Source organism: Pseudoalteromonas prydzensis, assembly GCF_001661495.1.
Lineage (GTDB): Bacteria > Pseudomonadota > Gammaproteobacteria > Enterobacterales > Alteromonadaceae > Pseudoalteromonas > Pseudoalteromonas prydzensis.
The window spans coordinates 1-14,842 of record NZ_BDDT01000011.1 but is presented as its reverse complement, the minus strand read 5'-3'; the positions used below and the strand labels follow the sequence as shown (position 1 = coordinate 14,842).

Below are 14,842 nucleotides of genomic sequence, written 5' to 3'. Positions count from 1 at the left end.
ATTAGATAAACAACCTTGGCCTTTAACGTGCCCTAGTCTAACCTCTCAATCACTAAGAGTTAAGGGGAAATACCTGTAATATGTCGATATTTCGTACTTTTTTGTATCTTCTGTGCTGCACCTTACTAATTGCCTGCTCAGAACAAAAAGACCAAGCGACTGCAAGCTATGAGCATGCAGCTAGAGGTGCGTTTGCCTCAGCGGTATCCCATGATGGCAAATACAGCCTGATCTCATCCATACACCATGGGGTCGCCCTGTGGGATAATCAACAGCAAGTACTAAAATACCAATGGTTTCAGCAGCGAGCTCAAGATAGCTTAGTCCACACTGTCGCCATTGCGTATGACAATAGCCATGCTGTCACCGCAGAAAAAACCACTTTTGCAGTTTGGGATATTGCTAGCGGTAAAAATACCGGCTATTACAAAATCAAAACCGCCACCATTCGAGATATCGCTATTAGCAACCAAGGTCGCAGCGTTTTATACGGCCGTAGCGATGGCGTGGTCGTATATCTCGAGTTAGAGACCGGTAGACGCATAGAGTTCCTTGGCCACCAAGAAAAAATTAACGCGGTGGATTTATCCCCTAATGGACATTTTGCCCTCAGTGGCTCTAACGACTACGTCGCCTACTTTTGGGACACGCGAACAGGGCAAGTGATCCATCGCTTTAATCACCCAACCAGAGTGACTCAAGTGGCCCTTGATCCACAAGGTCGCTATGCATTTACCGCAGACAGTATGGCACAAGCACATGTATGGCAGCTGACAACAGGTGATCTTGTTAGTAAACTGGCGTATATTGCCCGACAGAAAATTTTCACTGCGGTACGCTTTAATGACGCAGGCACCTTACTTGCTACCGGCTCGCCTAATCGCTTAGTTGAGTTATGGCAATTAGATACCGGTGAAAAAATTCAAAGTTGGCATGTCACCCCGCGCGAAAGCAGCAGACCTAAATCGGCGGTGGTGCTAGATGTTGCTTTTACTGACAACGATACAAGGTTGTTAACCGAAAGCTCCAGCGGAATAGCTGAGCGCTTTATTAGACGAGATAAAAATGAACACAATTGAACATCGCTTAACAGAACTTGAAGCTAAAATAGCCTTTCAAGATGAAACGATTGAAATTTTAAATGACGAAATTAAGGTTCACCAGCAGCTGTTAGCGAAAATGAAACGCCAAACAGAGCTACTGGCCGAAAAAATTAAAGAGTCGCAATCATCACCGTCGATGATGTCTAATATGCCAGAGCCACCACCACCGCATTATTAATTGCAGTGGCTTAATCGCCTGGTTTAAACACGCCAATAACTTGCTCAAATTGGCGTGTTGATGCTTGCACTGCCTGTTCTGGCTGCGCCATTTTATGGCCGCATTGCATGCATTCAACTTTTTCTACGTCATGCTCTTTATAAAGCATCATCATATCCATTGTTTTACATTCTGGGCAGGTTGCTCCTGCAATAAATCGTTTTTTCTGCTTCACTACGCTTACTCACAGTTAGAAAAGAAACTCGCCGCATTTTAACCCAATAACTGTTCAGTTGATACGCTAGCAATTGAAATATAGCCCAGCTTCCGTGCTATGATAGCGCCAAGTTCACACAGGCACAGTAAAGCGCATAATACATGATCCAGATCTCAGAAATTGAATTACTCCGCGGCGGTAAAGCACTGCTTAAAGATGCATCGGCAACGTTATTTCCAGAGCACAAAGTCGGCCTCGTTGGTGCAAATGGTTGCGGTAAGTCGACACTGTTTAGCTTATTAAAATCTGAGCTACAGCTTGATGCAGGTAATTGCAGCATTCCTAAAGATTGGTCGATTGCCTCGGTAAAGCAAGAAACCCCTGCACTTGAGATCAGCGCCATAGATTATGTATTACAAGGCCACCCAGATTATTACGCCTTGCGTATTGCCCTGCGCGAGGCTGAACAGAATAACGATGGCGACACGCAAGCCAAAGTTCATATCCAGTTAGAAAACATCAAAGGCTACAGCATTGAAGCCAAAGCCGGTGAACTGCTGCATGGTTTAGGGTTTGCCAATAACCAAATCGAAAACCCAGTGAGTGATTTTTCCGGTGGTTGGCGGATGCGCTTAAATCTTGCCCAAGCACTTATTCGCGACGCGGATTTATTATTACTGGATGAGCCAACCAACCATTTAGATTTAGATGCCGTGTATTGGCTAGAACGCTTTTTACGCGCCTACACAGGTACACTGGTATTAATATCGCATGACCGTGAGTTTTTAGACGCGGTAGTTGATCAAATTTGGCATATTGATAAGCAGCTGATCAATGTCTACAAAGGTAATTACTCGCAGTTTGAACGCCAAAAAGCAGAACGCTTATTACAGCACCAAGCCATGTTTGAAAAACAACAAGAACAAATTGCCCACCTTGAGCAGTTTATTACCCGCTTTAAAGCCAAAGCCAGTAAAGCTAAGCAAGCACAAAGCCGTGTTAAAGCGCTTGAACGTATGGAAAAACTCGCCCCCGCTCACGCCGACTCACCGTTTGACTTTGAATTTGCCGAGCCAATCGCGCTGCCAAACCCTTTGATGACGCTAGATAAAGCGCAAGCAGGTTATGGCGACACCACCATATTACACAGCATTAAACTTAACTTAGTGCCGGGTAGCCGTATTGCCCTACTTGGTCGTAATGGCGCGGGTAAATCTACGTTAATCAAATTGCTATCAGGTGAGTTACAACCGCAAGCCGGTGAAGTGTTCCAACATCAGGGTTTAAACATTGGTTACTTTGCCCAGCATCAGTTAGAGTCGCTGGATTTAAAAGCCAGCGCAGTCACTCATTTACAGCGCCTAAATCCAAAAGCCAGCGAGCAATCGCTACGCGACTTTTTAGGTGGTTTTGCCTTTATTGGTGATAAAGCTCTGGAGCCAGTTGCGCCGTTTTCTGGTGGCGAAAAAGCCCGCCTAGTTTTAGCCATGCTGGTTTATCAAAAACCGAACCTACTGCTACTGGATGAGCCTACTAACCACCTTGATTTAGAGATGCGTCATGCCCTGGTTATGGCACTGCAAGGCTTTGAAGGCGCGATGGTAACGGTATCTCATGATCGACATATGCTAAAAAACACCGCTGACGAATACTACTTAGTCGATAACGGTGAAGTAACCCAGTTTGGCTACGACTTAGACGAATACTATCAATGGCTACTCAACGCCAACAAAGAAGCGGCAAAAGCCACTCAAGCTGACGATGAACCAAAAGCAAACTCACAAGTAAATCGTAAAGAGCAAAAGCGCCTAGAGGCCGAATTTAGAAAAGCGGTTCAACCACTCAAAAAGCAGATTGAAAAGCTTGAAAAACAACTTGATAAACATTCAGCTGAATTAGCAGAAATCGAAGCAGCACTTGGCGATAACACCCTTTATAACGATGACAACAAAACAAAGTTAAAAGAACTAATAGCAAAGCAAGCGACATTAACGCCAAAAGTAAATGACATCGAAGAAGAGCTACTCATGGCCCTTGAAGAGATGGAAGAAAAAGAACAAGCGTTTGCCGATGAACTTGCTTAACAGCAACGATTTTTGGCAATTTGCATGTCAGCTTTATAGTGAAGGTGATATGCAAGCACGCCTGTTGGCTTACCAAAATCAGCAAGGTAAAAACGTTAACCTGTGCCTGCTACTGTACTATTTAGATTCTCTCAATCTAGCAATTAGTCAAGCACAGCTAAGCAAACTTGAACAATGTATTAGTGCATTTGATCAACAGGTTTTAAAGCCCCTACGTACTTCCCGCGCCTATTTAAAAGCCAATCACACCGAAATTGCAGATTATGCTGCAATTCGTAAAGACCTACTCAGCGCCGAGTTAAAGCTAGAAAAACAACAACAACAGATGTTAATAACCACAATTAATAGCTTTGCGCTAACACCTTGCAGCACGCCAAATAACACATCGTTATATTTGTAAAAACTCTCATGTAGGTCGTGCTTTAGCGCGACAATCCTAATAACAAAAATAATTCATGGCTAAAGCCATTTCCTACGGGTAACCAAATCTTGTAGGAGCCAGCTTTAGCTGCGAATAAACTTTAAATTCACCCTCATTTACTTCTCATGCTCTTCTCTTAGTGCAAAAAGACCTTTAAATGACTTACAGCAAAAATTGTCGCCATAAATGACGACCTACAGCAATTCATTACCTTGTAACTACTTCTTTATTATTAACTCAGTAAAGAGATCAAACTTGAAAAAGCAACAACAGCAGGTGCTGGTGGAAAAAATTAACACATTAACATTAGAGCCTGATTCCAAGACCATTAATGTAATACTATATATTGGTGAGCTTTAAGCGCTCGTTTTTCTTTGCAATTTCAACCCTGTCAGGGTTGCTAAAATAATAACTAACAATGAAACGGGCAACTCGATAATGGAAGTTTTTGAGAAAAAGTAAAACTCTTGCAAGATCAATGAGACAGTTATTGCACCAAGAAAAAAGCCTAAAAAACAAACATAAAATGCATATCGCCAAGCATAATTATCACTGCGATATGCCATTACACTATATAGTAAAAAAGATAAGACACTGGATGGGATGATTGCAATAAGAATATAATCGTCAAGCCTCGATGATGCATCGCGCTCAAAACCAGCAACAATATTGAGTAATGTCGATAAAGCAATTTGCAGCAGCATAATCACTAAAGTATATTTAACTATCCGTGTAATTTTCAATGTCTACCACCATTATTACTAGGTATAAAAAATAAAGTTGAAATTATAAGCCCAAACAGATGCTATTTCTAACAAGCTTCTCAGAGCCAACTTTACTGCAAATAAATTTTGCATTCCCCTCATTTACTTCTCATTCTCTTCTCTTTGTGCAAAAAGATCTTAAGTAACTTATTCACAAAAAGATTTAGAGGCGCTTCGCTTAAGAGTAAAGCAAAGCCATGATTTAGCTTATCACTTTACTTCAAAAAAATTATCGCCATAAATGACGACCTACAGAAATTTATTACCTTGTAACTGCTTTTCTATCATTAACTCAGCGCCGTCGAACTCAGATAAAGATAAAGTAGACACTGTACTTTATAGAAGAGTCAGTAAACCCCTATCATTAAACCCCACTTTAATATCGTATATCATGCTACGTATTGGTCGCCCGATATTGAAATACCTCCTCTAAAGGTAACTTAAAGACGGCTGCAATTTTAAAGGCGACTTCTAATGACGGTGAGTACTTATTTGCCTCAATCGCCATCACAGTCTGACGCGTTACCCCAATAGCATCGGCGAGTTGCTTTTGGGTCATTTCATTGTATAAAAACCGTAATGTCCGAATAGAGTTACTGATTGCATATTCACTCATAGATATCACCCGTTCTACCTTTATATAACTGCGCTATGTAGTTCGTTATTTCAGCAATTAAAAAAGCACCTACCATCACATGCATAGGTAAATAAGGAATGTTGTATTCAATAGCAGGCCCCCAACCATTCGCTTCAATTTGATATTGAAAAATAGCAATACAAATACCCACTTGTAAAATTACCGCTTTATACTTATAACCAATTAAATTTATTTGTTTTTCCCTAACATCAAGTGGCTGTTTTAACTCGTTATCACTAATGAATGCGAGCAATAAATAGCTCAATACCATAAGTACCACAGAGTAAGTTAATACCTGTAGCAGTAACCCTGACAGCCAAGAGACCGAAGCGAGCTGCTCTGTAGTTGCGTTAATTAAGCTGTCTACATAAAAAAACGAAATATATACGCTGACCAATAAATCGATACTAAGCGTAAGCTCTCTAAAGCTTATACTTTGTAAAAGCTCTTTCAACTGTTCTGAACGAGTCATATACAATTAACTCCAAGTAAAATATTTTTGACACCAACTAAGTTAAGGCTATTTTTTAAACATGTCAAACTTTTTTTACTTCAAGTTTGTTTTACTTTACTTTGCCTACCCCCTTACCAGTCACTCCGCCACTTGACTTAACTTTGTTGATCCAAATCAACTTCTCAATCACGCTTTTTATAATCAACAAAGTAGCTTGATCTGGATCATATCAGCCTCTGCCAACTCGCACTATGATGAACCCATAGACATTAGGAGGCATTTATGGACGTATTCTTCAGAGACTTTTTTAGTGACCCAGTACTATTTTTATCATTCGGTTTTCTGGGTGTCGTGATCAGTTTATGCCTTTTCTTTGTGTACTTTTTTATCAAGAAAGTGCATGACGACCAAACACCCAATTAGAATTAAGCACGACGCGCAAAGCCCCTTATCAAGTTGTTTGATTAGGGGCTTTTTATTAAAATTTGTTACACTAGCAATTCAAATAGCTAAACATGTTTTAAATTATGCTTACAAATTTCAAGCCTGCGTGGTGGATGAGTAATCGTCATGTGCAAACAATTATGCCGCGTTTTTTTCGCCCTTTTCATAATACACGTTACCAATTAGAACAGCTTGATACCCCAGACGGTGATTTTTTAGAGCTTGCTTGGTCGCTACCAAAAAATGACGATGCCCCGCTGGCTATTGTGCTGCACGGCCTTGAGGGCAACATAAATAGCTTTTATGCCAAAGGTATGATGAAAGCCCTGAAAAAAAGTGGTTTTAGCGTTGTATTAATGCACTTTCGTAACTGCTCTACTGAAGCTAACCGCCTACCCCGTGCTTATCACAGTGGTGAAACTGGCGACCTTGATTTTTTTATAAAACAGCTCAAACAGCAGTTTCCAGATCGACCTTTGCTGGCAGTTGGTTTTTCACTCGGTGGTAACGTACTGGCAAAATATTTAGGTGAACAAGGGTCGCAATGTTTACTTAATGGCGCAGCGGTTGTATCTGCACCTTATGATTTATCGGCATCATGCCAAGTAATACGTAAAAGCTTAGCAAAAATTTATCAGAAGTATTTGCTCGATCGGATGAAGAAGTCCATGCATCGTAAACTACCGCAAATCAAGCAACAAATTAATTTAACGCCAGAGCAATTACTGGCCATTGATGATTTATGGCTGTTTGATGAACACCTCACAGCACCACTGCATGGCTTTAATGGCGCTGAAGACTATTACCAGCAAGCCAGTGCCAAGGCATATTTAAAACACATCGCCACACCGACTTTAATTATTCACGCTAAAGATGACCCAATGCTGTCGATTAAAGCCGTACCTAGTAGGCAAGATGTGAGTGAGCATGTTACGCTGCGTATCTCAGAAAAAGGCGGCCATGTTGGTTTTATAACGGGTAGTAACCCATTTAAACCTGTTTACTGGTTAGAGCAAATCGTGCCTGAGTACTTCAATCAGATCGTTAAAAAAGAGCCGTTATGATCATTCCACACCAACAACTCGATAAAGACACATTGTATAACCTTATTGAAAGCTATGTTTTGCGTGAAGGCACCGATTACGGTGAGCAAGAATTCAGCATTGAAAGTAAAGTGGCGCAAGTAAAGCAGCAATTAACCACTGGCGAAGCGCTGGTGTTTTTCTCTGAACTACACGAATCGGTCACTATTATTTCGAAGAGCGAATTTAAAGCACTGCAAAGTGAAGAGCAACATCAACAATAGCTATAAATTAAAGCTCAATTGCTGCTTTAATTTACTTGCTTGGCGACGAGATATTTCAACCTCAGCACCATTACTTAGCTTTGCCAATAGTCCATAATTTATTGTTTCTTCAAGTTCAGTGATTGCGTCTAGTCGTATTATGTCACTACGGCTAGCTCGTAAGAAATAATCAGGATTTAAGCGAGCTTCGATTTTACTTAGAGAACTGTGAATATAAGCCTTCCCGAAGGCGGTATAAATCGCCGCGTGATTACCAATACTTTCAAATCGTAAAATATCAGCCAGTTGGATAATTTTCATATTATCAGAAAATTTAACCATCAATTTAAAGTCATCTTCCAAGTAACTAACAGGACGCTTCGTCAGCAGTCCTGCCAGCTTTGCTAATGTGCTTTCTAAGCGATTTTTAACAATGGGCTTCAATAAATAATCAACAGCATTCAAACTAAAAGCATCTACAGCAAACTCGTTATATGCTGTGCAAAATATAATATGAGTTTCACCACCTAGCTGCTCTGCAAGTTCAATACCTGTTCCTCCAGGCATTTCAATATCAAGAAAAATAACATCTGGATTATGTTTTTCTATTAACTCCTTGGCTTGACTAATATTTTCAGCTTCAGCGATTATATTTACGTGTTTGTGCGACTTTAATAACCGAGTCAATTCATTTCGAGCAAGCACTTCGTCATCTACAATTAATGCTGTTATGTTAGGCCTACTATGTAGCATATGGCACCTCCAAAGTTGCGTTGAACTGACTGTTCTGCTTTTGAATGAGCAACTTCCCCCTTTGCGCAAACATCAGTTCAAGCCTTGAATGAATATTCTGTAATCCTAATTGGGTGCCGGTCTTAAGTTGTTTTTCATCAAAAGGATTACTAACTGTAATAGACACTGTTTCACCCACTCTCACTACATTAACTGTTATTTCTCCACCACTTTCTAAATTGGCAATGCCATGTTTGGTTGCGTTTTCGATCAGTGTTAACAAAGCCATACTTGGAAGCACGACTTTTTTTAATGAATCATCGCATTGCATTGAGACTAAAAGCCGCTTACCAAACCTAACTTTTTCTATCGCTAAATAATGCTCGCATATTGCCCACTCTTGCTCAAAATTAACATGGGTTCGCAAGTCTGTGGTTAGGTTATATCTAAATAGCTCAGAAAGCTGAGTGACGATATCAGCTGCCTTATCTTGATCTTGATAAATCATGCCACGAATCGAATTTAATGCATTAAATAAAAAATGGGGATTGATTTGGTTTTTAAGACTTTCCAGCTGTTGCTCCTTTAGCTGACTCATTATAAGCTTTTTCTCCCTTCGTGATACCACTGCTAAATAGCAACCACTCCATACTAAACTCATTACGAAGACATTGAAAAAGCTTGAAATAATTCCAGTAACTTGTTGATTTTCTAAATCAACCGTTGTCTCTTTGTACATTTGTATACTCATACTAGAGGCACTATCAGGTAAAATAAAAGGCGTAAAATAAACCACATTTAGAGTCTGTATTATAGCTAGCAGAATAGATAATACGCTTAGCAAAAAAATATTGAGCCGTGTTATTTTTAATTTACCGCACAGCCAATTGCCCAGGGTATAAAGAATAAAATGCGTTAATAGCACAAACACACTTGCATGCGAGATAGTCCGTAAAAACAAATGAGTGTGGTGATCTGTTGATGTATTTAATAACGCAACACCTAAGCTATAATTTATAAATACGATACTAATAAAAACCAACAACTGGCAAAGCCAATAATTTCGCATGAGCACACTCCTTTGATAATAAACAGTATTGTACTCAAGCTCTGTTAGTTTGCTACTCAAAACTTTGATATCAAAGTAATAAACATTGATTGGTTATTACCAACGCTAAGATAACCCGCGCTAAATAAAGCATATTTAATATTCGTTGTTTCAAGCGCAAGCTTATAGCCGGTATCGCTTTTTAGCGCTTTGCGGTGCTCTAACGCTGCATTCACCACAAAATCTTTGTAAAAATTATATTTACCACCCACACGAGTTATATCAAATGTTTGGGAATCAGTGCTGTTATTTACATCAAGCTGTTGCTTCATTAATGCACTTTCAATGTAAAAATACGTCTTACCTGAATATGCCCAATTAACACCAAGGGTGATTTCAGTTTGAGTTAAATTAGCTTTGTGACCATCTTCATTTATTTGATACTGCAGACGCCCATAAAGGTCAACTTTGCCATTACGCTGCTCTTCAGCAAGCTCACTTAATGAGGCCTGATAATTAATACCGACACCATTACCATCAAACACGCCTTTTATTTTTGCTGTTTGAAAATCAATAGAAAACCCTTCTTGAAATGTAAGTACTGAGTCGATTTGATCTATTTCATCAGCGTAACTGATTGATGAAATACCTAATAATAATGTTGCTAATACCGGTTTAATGAATAGCTTGCTGTGTTTATTTGCGGTCGTAAACTGCATTGTATTGCTCCTTTAAAGTAGTCATATGCTTTACATGCATACTGAGTTTTGTTGACTAGGACTATAACGAGCACTCTTGATGTAAAAGGGTAATAAATGATTAATGGCTAAAAAAGAGGATAAGCGGATAGTAGGCAGGACGAATCAATTGTTGTTACAATCAAGGACATTATTATAATAAGATAGGTAAGAACATGAAGATACGTTTAGCACTTGGCGCCATTGCACTTACTGTTGCAGGGGCACAAGCTACGGAAATTACCCCCTCAGCTAAAGCAATCAAACTCACCCAAGAAACTATTTTGATCGATACTCATATCGATGTGCCGTACCGTATTCATGCGAAATGGGCTGATGTGACTAAAGCCACTGATGACGGTGATTTTGACTACCCACGCGCAGTACAAGGTGGCTTGAACGCGCCGTTTATGTCGATTTATATTCCAGCTCATTTAGAGTTTGAAGGAAAAGGTAAAAGCTACCAATTAGCAAATCAACTCATTGATAGCATGGAAGCGATTGCACAACGTGCTCCAGACAAGTTTGCTATTGCAAGCTCCACCGCTGATATTAAAGCGCAATTTAAGCAAGGTAAAATGTCACTTGCCATGGGTATGGAAAACGGCTCGCCCATTGAAGGCGATATGAAAAACCTACAACACTTTTTTGACCGTGGTGTGCGCTATATCACCCTAGCTCACTCACAAAGCAACCATATTGCAGATTCGTCGTATGATATTCGCCGCAAATGGAAAGGCCTAAGCCCATTTGGTAAAAAGCTGGTTACTGAGATGAACAACATCGGCATGCTGATTGATGTTTCACATATTTCAGATGATGCGTTTTATCAAGTAATAGAACTATCTAAAACGCCGGTGATCGCCTCACACTCATCGCTACGTAAATACACGCCGGGCTTTGAGCGTAATATGGATGACGATATGCTGCTCGCACTGAAAAAGAATGGCGGTGTTATTCAAATTAACTTTGGTTCAAGCTTTGTTACATCGAGCTCGCGCAGTTGGTACGACCAACTCAATAACAAAAAAGACGATGCTAAAAAGCAAGGCGTTAAACTAAGTAAAGATTTTGATGCCGCGTATCGTGCTAAAAACCCATTCCCGTTTGCCAGCCTTGAGCAAGTGCTAGATCATATTGATCACGTTGTTGAGCTTATTGGTATCGATTACGTTGGTATTGGCTCTGACTATGACGGTGTAGGCGATTCGTTACCGATAGGCTTAAAAGATGTATCTAGCTACCCTAACCTTGTACAAGGCTTGATGGATAGAGGCTACAGCGACACTGATATCAAAAAAATATTAAGTGGTAATGTATTACGCGTATGGCAGCAAGCTGAAGAGTATGCGAAAAAGCACTAATCCGTAAATTTTAAGCTCTGGGCAACTGGAGCTTATGCCCTATCCACTAAAAAATGCATTTTTGTACCTACCTTCTTACACCTTTTAACAGAACTTTTTCGCCAAAAGAGGTAAATTAGCGTTTTATCTTTGGAGCACATTTTTAATGCCTATCAATAAGGGCTCTGTAGCAATTGTTATCGCCACAATTGCCATTGCTATATCGTGTTACGGTACTTTTTTCGCAGAACATATAGTAACCCCACATACAAAACAAAACGCTATACACCAAAATGGCTCGGAAATAGTGGTTACTAACATCCCATTAAATACCGATTATAATGAGCTATCAATTGATCTATTAAATAAAAAGATTACCGCGTTAGAGTTACAACTCGCTAATCTAAAAATACAAAATCCGGCACTTGCAGAAACAGCTAATAACGACGATTTTAAAGAACTGGTAATTGCGGTACTCAATGAAAAAGAACAACAAGAAATAGAGGATATGCGTAAAAGTAACCCTTTATATGATTTTTATGCTGAGCTGCCAAAAGATTATGAGTTACGTTTAAAATCAGAACCAGCCTATGCTGAAAATATGGCGGTACAATTACGTGAGCGCATTCTTGACCAAAATGTCAGTGATATTGATAGATTAGCAGCGCTAGCTCAATTACAAATGAACTTATATATTTTAAATCAAGCCAACATACCTGAGTATGATTATGAAGTTTTTAAAAATGTATTAGATCTGGCCGATAATAGTCATGATGATAAATTTAAAATTCAAGCCATAGAAATTACAACTCAATCGCCAGTGCTTGATTATCGTTTAGCTGAGCGTTTTACAGCACTGCTAGAGCAAGATTCTAACGAGTATATTCGTCGCTTAGCTGGCCAAGGTTTAGTTACTCAATTCTATCAAGCTCAGAGCGAGAGGAGCGACTATAGCCAACAAATTGCACAACATATTCTATCGCTATATCAAGACTCAGCCGACGTTAACGTTTATTCGGTATTAAACGAAATGATTGGTAATGAAAACATGCTTGCTGAGCTGCAAAAATACGCAGAGGGCGGCAGTTAAAAATCGTTCGATTAGCAACACGAGTATGTTAACTAATTTCATTAAGCTGCGTGGACTTGAGCGAAACGCAGCCAACATCGCATCGAAAATTACATCTTGTAACAGACTTTTATACCTAAAATAGATAAATTGGCATTTTGCACAAGGAGTGTATGCTTATGTCTATCAATAAAAGTTCTGTTACTATCCTGCTAGCTGCAAGTGCGCTGGCAATATCAATTTATAACCTAGTTATCATCAATAAATTAACCGCGAATGGTACAAAGACGGTGCAAAAGTCGCAATTCATGAGCGCCGACGCACCCGCTGACGATGAGTTAATTAATCAGTTACAACAGAATGTTACCCAACTACAGCAGCAAGTTATGGAGTTAAAGCAGCAGCGACTTACGGTTTCTAATTACATAGATAAGCAAGGCGACTTGAAACAACTCGTATTAGCTGTACTTGCTGAAAAAGAGCAACAAGTGCAAGCTAAAATGCGAGCGAGTAACCCTTATCATGCATTTTACTCTGAATTACCAGAGGACTATGAATTACGTATAAAATCAGATCCACACTATGCTCAAAAAATGGCAACTCAGTTAAGAGAGCAAATTCTTAACCCAAATAAAAGTGATGATGAACGTTTAGCAGCACTAAATCAACTGCAACTAAGTATGAATATCTTGAATAAGCAGAGCATGCCAGAATATGACTTTGCAATTGTTGAGAGTGTTTTTAATTTAGCAATCAATAGCACAGATGGTAATTTTAAAATACAAGCAATCGAGTCAGTAGCACAAACACCTGTGCTCGATTACCGGATTGTCGAAAAGTTTACGCAATTATTAGAAACCGATAACAACGACTATGTCCGCCGCTTAGCTGTACAAGGTTTAGTGATGCAATACTATCAAGCACAAAATGGCCAAAGTGACTACACCCAGCAAGTAGCGCAGCATCTTTTAAGCTTATATAACAACCCCACTGATAATGATGTTAAAACGTTACTTAATGAAGCATTTGGCAGTCAAAAAAAGTTACAGATGCTGCAAAAGCACGCAACCGGCGGTAGTTAAAAAAGCAGAACAAAAGCGCGTACAGAAAAAGTTAAAAAACAAATAGTTGCACGTAACTGTAATAGCAGTACCTTAAATTACACCTTCAGAGTTGCTTTGCGATGCATATAAGATCAAAATACAACCATTGTTAAAGCTATATAAAAATCAAAAAATAGAAGAAGCACATGAAACTTTGCAATTTGATCCTAAAGCTACTAATTATTTTTCCTACTATTGCAATGGCAAATGACTATAAAGCCCAATGTCATGAACTTATAAATATCCTAAAAGCGAAAAATAATGCCAATTTAGTTTGGGGTGACTACTCTACGAGTAAATTAATGGCTATTGAAAAAATTCAAATGAATTGCTTTGAAGTACCTATTATTGTTACTGAAAACGTAGAATATAGTGCTTTATATGGCAGTAACTCCCCAAACTTAACCATAATGGAGCGGGATGAAGGTGATGACGAAGATGCTTTTAAATCTCAAATACTCTTTTTCAACTCACTACTCTCACAAAGCGCTGAGGAAAAATTCCCACCACCATTCCCGGATACTGTTTTTGAAATAATTAAAGAGAGCCTATCTGTTACACCTGATGATGTTAATTGCAATATAACCACGCCAGAAGAAATGAATACCCTCATAAAGCAATCTATTATGATTACCACAAAATCTCTTTATACTCGTGGTAATAAAGCAAATACAGCAATTAGGATAGATGATAGAAATGCTTTCGTAATAACTAATAACTTTGGTTTCGAGTATTTTGAGATGCGCAACAATAAAACACTAAGGATGGTCGTTGATACTTATGAGGCAAGCGACTTGGACCAATTTATCAATTCACTTAATTCTCAGAATGCCTTAAGTGAACTGCCAATTGTCACTAAAGCCATTTTAGAAGGAGTTAATTCCAATAAGGTAGCTGACTGGGAAAATGTACTGAACGTAATGGAAGTGAATAACTATTCTGAAACACCCAAAAATCTCATTATTGAGTTAATTTCGAAATTAAAAGAACAAAATGACAAATAAATTTTAAACAACACCTTACTTGGGTGGGGTTTAGCGAAACTCAACCCAAGCTATGGCGTTTGAATTCACACCGAGCAGCTCGCTAACTTTACTCTCGCTAACTTTTCTAAAGCCATTAAAAAAGGCCACCGAAGTGACCTTTTTCTAACAATTAACTTAAAAGTTAATTATTACTCTACGATAGTTGCTACTACACCAGCACCTACAGTACGGCCACCTTCACGGATAGCGAAACGAAGA

Annotated in this window: 18 protein-coding genes; 10 read left to right on the top strand and 8 right to left on the bottom strand. The window is 39.2% G+C overall.

What is annotated here, in order from left to right; genetic code table 11:
- Positions 1-80: 80 nt before the first annotated feature.
- On the top strand, positions 81-1,079 hold the full coding sequence (locus A7968_RS16595; RefSeq protein ID WP_064667693.1) for a WD40 repeat domain-containing protein: 999 nt from the start codon (positions 81-83) through the stop codon (positions 1,077-1,079).
- On the top strand, positions 1,066-1,281 hold the full coding sequence (locus A7968_RS16590; protein ID WP_064667692.1) for a SlyX family protein: 216 nt from the start codon (positions 1,066-1,068) through the stop codon (positions 1,279-1,281). The genes A7968_RS16595 and A7968_RS16590 overlap by 14 nt, the downstream gene beginning before the upstream one ends.
- Before the next feature lie 10 nt (positions 1,282-1,291).
- On the opposite strand, the gene A7968_RS16585 is transcribed toward A7968_RS16590, so the two are convergent.
- Positions 1,292-1,495 (bottom strand): YheV family putative zinc ribbon protein, encoded by a 204-nt coding sequence (locus A7968_RS16585; protein WP_029216159.1) that lies wholly within the window; start codon positions 1,493-1,495, stop codon positions 1,292-1,294.
- Between the two features lie 143 nt (positions 1,496-1,638).
- Here A7968_RS16585 and A7968_RS16580 point away from each other — a divergent pair, with 143 nt between their 5' ends.
- Together A7968_RS16580 and A7968_RS16575 are read left to right on the top strand one after the other, a co-directional pair.
- The gene (locus tag A7968_RS16580; protein ID WP_064667691.1) at positions 1,639-3,561 is read left to right on the top strand and encodes an ATP-binding cassette domain-containing protein; all 1,923 of its coding nucleotides are present in this window, start codon (positions 1,639-1,641) and stop codon (positions 3,559-3,561) included.
- Positions 3,548-3,961, top strand: coding sequence for a TIGR02444 family protein (locus tag A7968_RS16575; RefSeq protein WP_064667690.1), 414 nt, complete (start codon positions 3,548-3,550; stop codon positions 3,959-3,961). Before A7968_RS16580 ends, A7968_RS16575 begins: the two co-directional genes overlap by 14 nt.
- A gap of 377 nt (positions 3,962-4,338) precedes the next feature.
- Here A7968_RS16575 and A7968_RS16570 read toward each other — a convergent pair whose 3' ends face one another.
- The 3 genes from A7968_RS16570 to A7968_RS16560 form a co-directional block, all read right to left on the bottom strand.
- Positions 4,339-4,686: a hypothetical protein gene (locus tag A7968_RS16570; protein ID WP_064667689.1), complete on the bottom strand. Its 348-nt coding sequence runs from the start codon at positions 4,684-4,686 to the stop codon at positions 4,339-4,341.
- 454 nt (positions 4,687-5,140) lie between these two features.
- Positions 5,141-5,362 (bottom strand): helix-turn-helix transcriptional regulator, encoded by a 222-nt coding sequence (locus A7968_RS16565; protein ID WP_064667688.1) that lies wholly within the window; start codon positions 5,360-5,362, stop codon positions 5,141-5,143.
- Positions 5,355-5,855, bottom strand: a complete 501-nt coding sequence (locus A7968_RS16560; protein WP_064667687.1) for a hypothetical protein — start codon at positions 5,853-5,855, stop codon at positions 5,355-5,357. Before A7968_RS16560 ends, A7968_RS16565 begins: the two co-directional genes overlap by 8 nt.
- Before the next feature lie 509 nt (positions 5,856-6,364).
- On the opposite strand from A7968_RS16560, the gene A7968_RS16555 reads away from it, so the two are divergent.
- Together A7968_RS16555 and A7968_RS16550 are read left to right on the top strand one after the other, a co-directional pair.
- A complete protein-coding gene (locus tag A7968_RS16555) occupies positions 6,365-7,345 on the top strand; it encodes a hydrolase (protein WP_064667686.1) in 981 nt (326 codons plus the stop codon).
- A complete protein-coding gene (locus tag A7968_RS16550; protein ID WP_064667685.1) occupies positions 7,342-7,587 on the top strand; it encodes a YheU family protein in 246 nt (81 codons plus the stop codon). Before A7968_RS16555 ends, A7968_RS16550 begins: the two co-directional genes overlap by 4 nt.
- Here A7968_RS16550 and A7968_RS16545 read toward each other — a convergent pair whose 3' ends face one another.
- Genes A7968_RS16545 through A7968_RS16535 form a run of 3 tightly spaced genes read right to left on the bottom strand, consistent with a single transcriptional unit; the run spans position 7,588 to position 10,065 of the window.
- A complete protein-coding gene (locus A7968_RS16545) occupies positions 7,588-8,319 on the bottom strand; it encodes a LytR/AlgR family response regulator transcription factor (protein WP_064667684.1) in 732 nt (243 codons plus the stop codon).
- Positions 8,309-9,367: a sensor histidine kinase gene (locus tag A7968_RS16540; RefSeq protein WP_064667683.1), complete on the bottom strand. Its 1,059-nt coding sequence runs from the start codon at positions 9,365-9,367 to the stop codon at positions 8,309-8,311. Before A7968_RS16540 ends, A7968_RS16545 begins: the two co-directional genes overlap by 11 nt.
- Positions 9,368-9,423: 56 nt before the next feature.
- A complete protein-coding gene (locus A7968_RS16535) occupies positions 9,424-10,065 on the bottom strand; it encodes a hypothetical protein (protein WP_064667682.1) in 642 nt (213 codons plus the stop codon).
- A 194-nt stretch (positions 10,066-10,259) separates the two neighbouring features.
- On the opposite strand from A7968_RS16535, the gene A7968_RS16530 reads away from it, so the two are divergent.
- The 4 genes from A7968_RS16530 (at position 10,260) to A7968_RS16515 (ending at position 14,602) form a co-directional block, all read left to right on the top strand.
- Positions 10,260-11,447: a dipeptidase gene (locus A7968_RS16530; RefSeq protein ID WP_064667681.1), complete on the top strand. Its 1,188-nt coding sequence runs from the start codon at positions 10,260-10,262 to the stop codon at positions 11,445-11,447.
- A gap of 145 nt (positions 11,448-11,592) precedes the next feature.
- Entirely contained in the window at positions 11,593-12,516 is a 924-nt protein-coding gene (locus A7968_RS16525) for a hypothetical protein (RefSeq protein WP_064667680.1), read from the top strand.
- A 158-nt stretch (positions 12,517-12,674) separates the two neighbouring features.
- On the top strand, positions 12,675-13,577 hold the full coding sequence (locus A7968_RS16520) for a HEAT repeat domain-containing protein (RefSeq protein WP_064667679.1): 903 nt from the start codon (positions 12,675-12,677) through the stop codon (positions 13,575-13,577).
- 167 nt (positions 13,578-13,744) lie between these two features.
- Positions 13,745-14,602: a hypothetical protein gene (locus tag A7968_RS16515; RefSeq protein ID WP_064667678.1), complete on the top strand. Its 858-nt coding sequence runs from the start codon at positions 13,745-13,747 to the stop codon at positions 14,600-14,602.
- Between the two features lie 170 nt (positions 14,603-14,772).
- Here the strand turns inward: A7968_RS16515 and A7968_RS23240 are convergent.
- Positions 14,773-14,842, bottom strand: a 70-nt coding sequence (locus A7968_RS23240) for an EF-Tu C-terminal domain-related protein (RefSeq protein WP_455710328.1), incomplete at its 5' end; no start/stop codon positions are given.

What these genes read in the sequence shown, in the direction of transcription:
- A7968_RS16525 (WP_064667680.1), top strand. Translation starts at nt 11,593, where the DNA reads ATGCCTATCAATAAGGGCTCTGTAGCAATTGTTATCGCCACAATTGCC.
- A7968_RS16565 (WP_064667688.1), bottom strand. Translation starts at nt 5,362, where the DNA reads ATGAGTGAATATGCAATCAGTAACTCTATTCGGACATTACGGTTTTTA.
- A7968_RS16545 (WP_064667684.1), bottom strand. Translation starts at nt 8,319, where the DNA reads ATGCTACATAGTAGGCCTAACATAACAGCATTAATTGTAGATGACGAA.
- A7968_RS16535 (WP_064667682.1), bottom strand. Translation starts at nt 10,065, where the DNA reads ATGCAGTTTACGACCGCAAATAAACACAGCAAGCTATTCATTAAACCG.
- A7968_RS16590 (WP_064667692.1), top strand. Translation starts at nt 1,066, where the DNA reads ATGAACACAATTGAACATCGCTTAACAGAACTTGAAGCTAAAATAGCC.
- A7968_RS16570 (WP_064667689.1), bottom strand. Translation starts at nt 4,686, where the DNA reads ATGCTGCTGCAAATTGCTTTATCGACATTACTCAATATTGTTGCTGGT.
- A7968_RS16550 (WP_064667685.1), top strand. Translation starts at nt 7,342, where the DNA reads ATGATCATTCCACACCAACAACTCGATAAAGACACATTGTATAACCTT.
- A7968_RS16515 (WP_064667678.1), top strand. Translation starts at nt 13,745, where the DNA reads ATGAAACTTTGCAATTTGATCCTAAAGCTACTAATTATTTTTCCTACT.
- A7968_RS16560 (WP_064667687.1), bottom strand. Translation starts at nt 5,855, where the DNA reads ATGACTCGTTCAGAACAGTTGAAAGAGCTTTTACAAAGTATAAGCTTT.
- A7968_RS16555 (WP_064667686.1), top strand. Translation starts at nt 6,365, where the DNA reads ATGCTTACAAATTTCAAGCCTGCGTGGTGGATGAGTAATCGTCATGTG.
- A7968_RS16575 (WP_064667690.1), top strand. Translation starts at nt 3,548, where the DNA reads ATGAACTTGCTTAACAGCAACGATTTTTGGCAATTTGCATGTCAGCTT.
- A7968_RS16540 (WP_064667683.1), bottom strand. Translation starts at nt 9,367, where the DNA reads ATGCGAAATTATTGGCTTTGCCAGTTGTTGGTTTTTATTAGTATCGTA.
- A7968_RS16520 (WP_064667679.1), top strand. Translation starts at nt 12,675, where the DNA reads ATGTCTATCAATAAAAGTTCTGTTACTATCCTGCTAGCTGCAAGTGCG.
- A7968_RS16530 (WP_064667681.1), top strand. Translation starts at nt 10,260, where the DNA reads ATGAAGATACGTTTAGCACTTGGCGCCATTGCACTTACTGTTGCAGGG.
- A7968_RS16580 (WP_064667691.1), top strand. Translation starts at nt 1,639, where the DNA reads ATGATCCAGATCTCAGAAATTGAATTACTCCGCGGCGGTAAAGCACTG.
- A7968_RS16595 (WP_064667693.1), top strand. Translation starts at nt 81, where the DNA reads ATGTCGATATTTCGTACTTTTTTGTATCTTCTGTGCTGCACCTTACTA.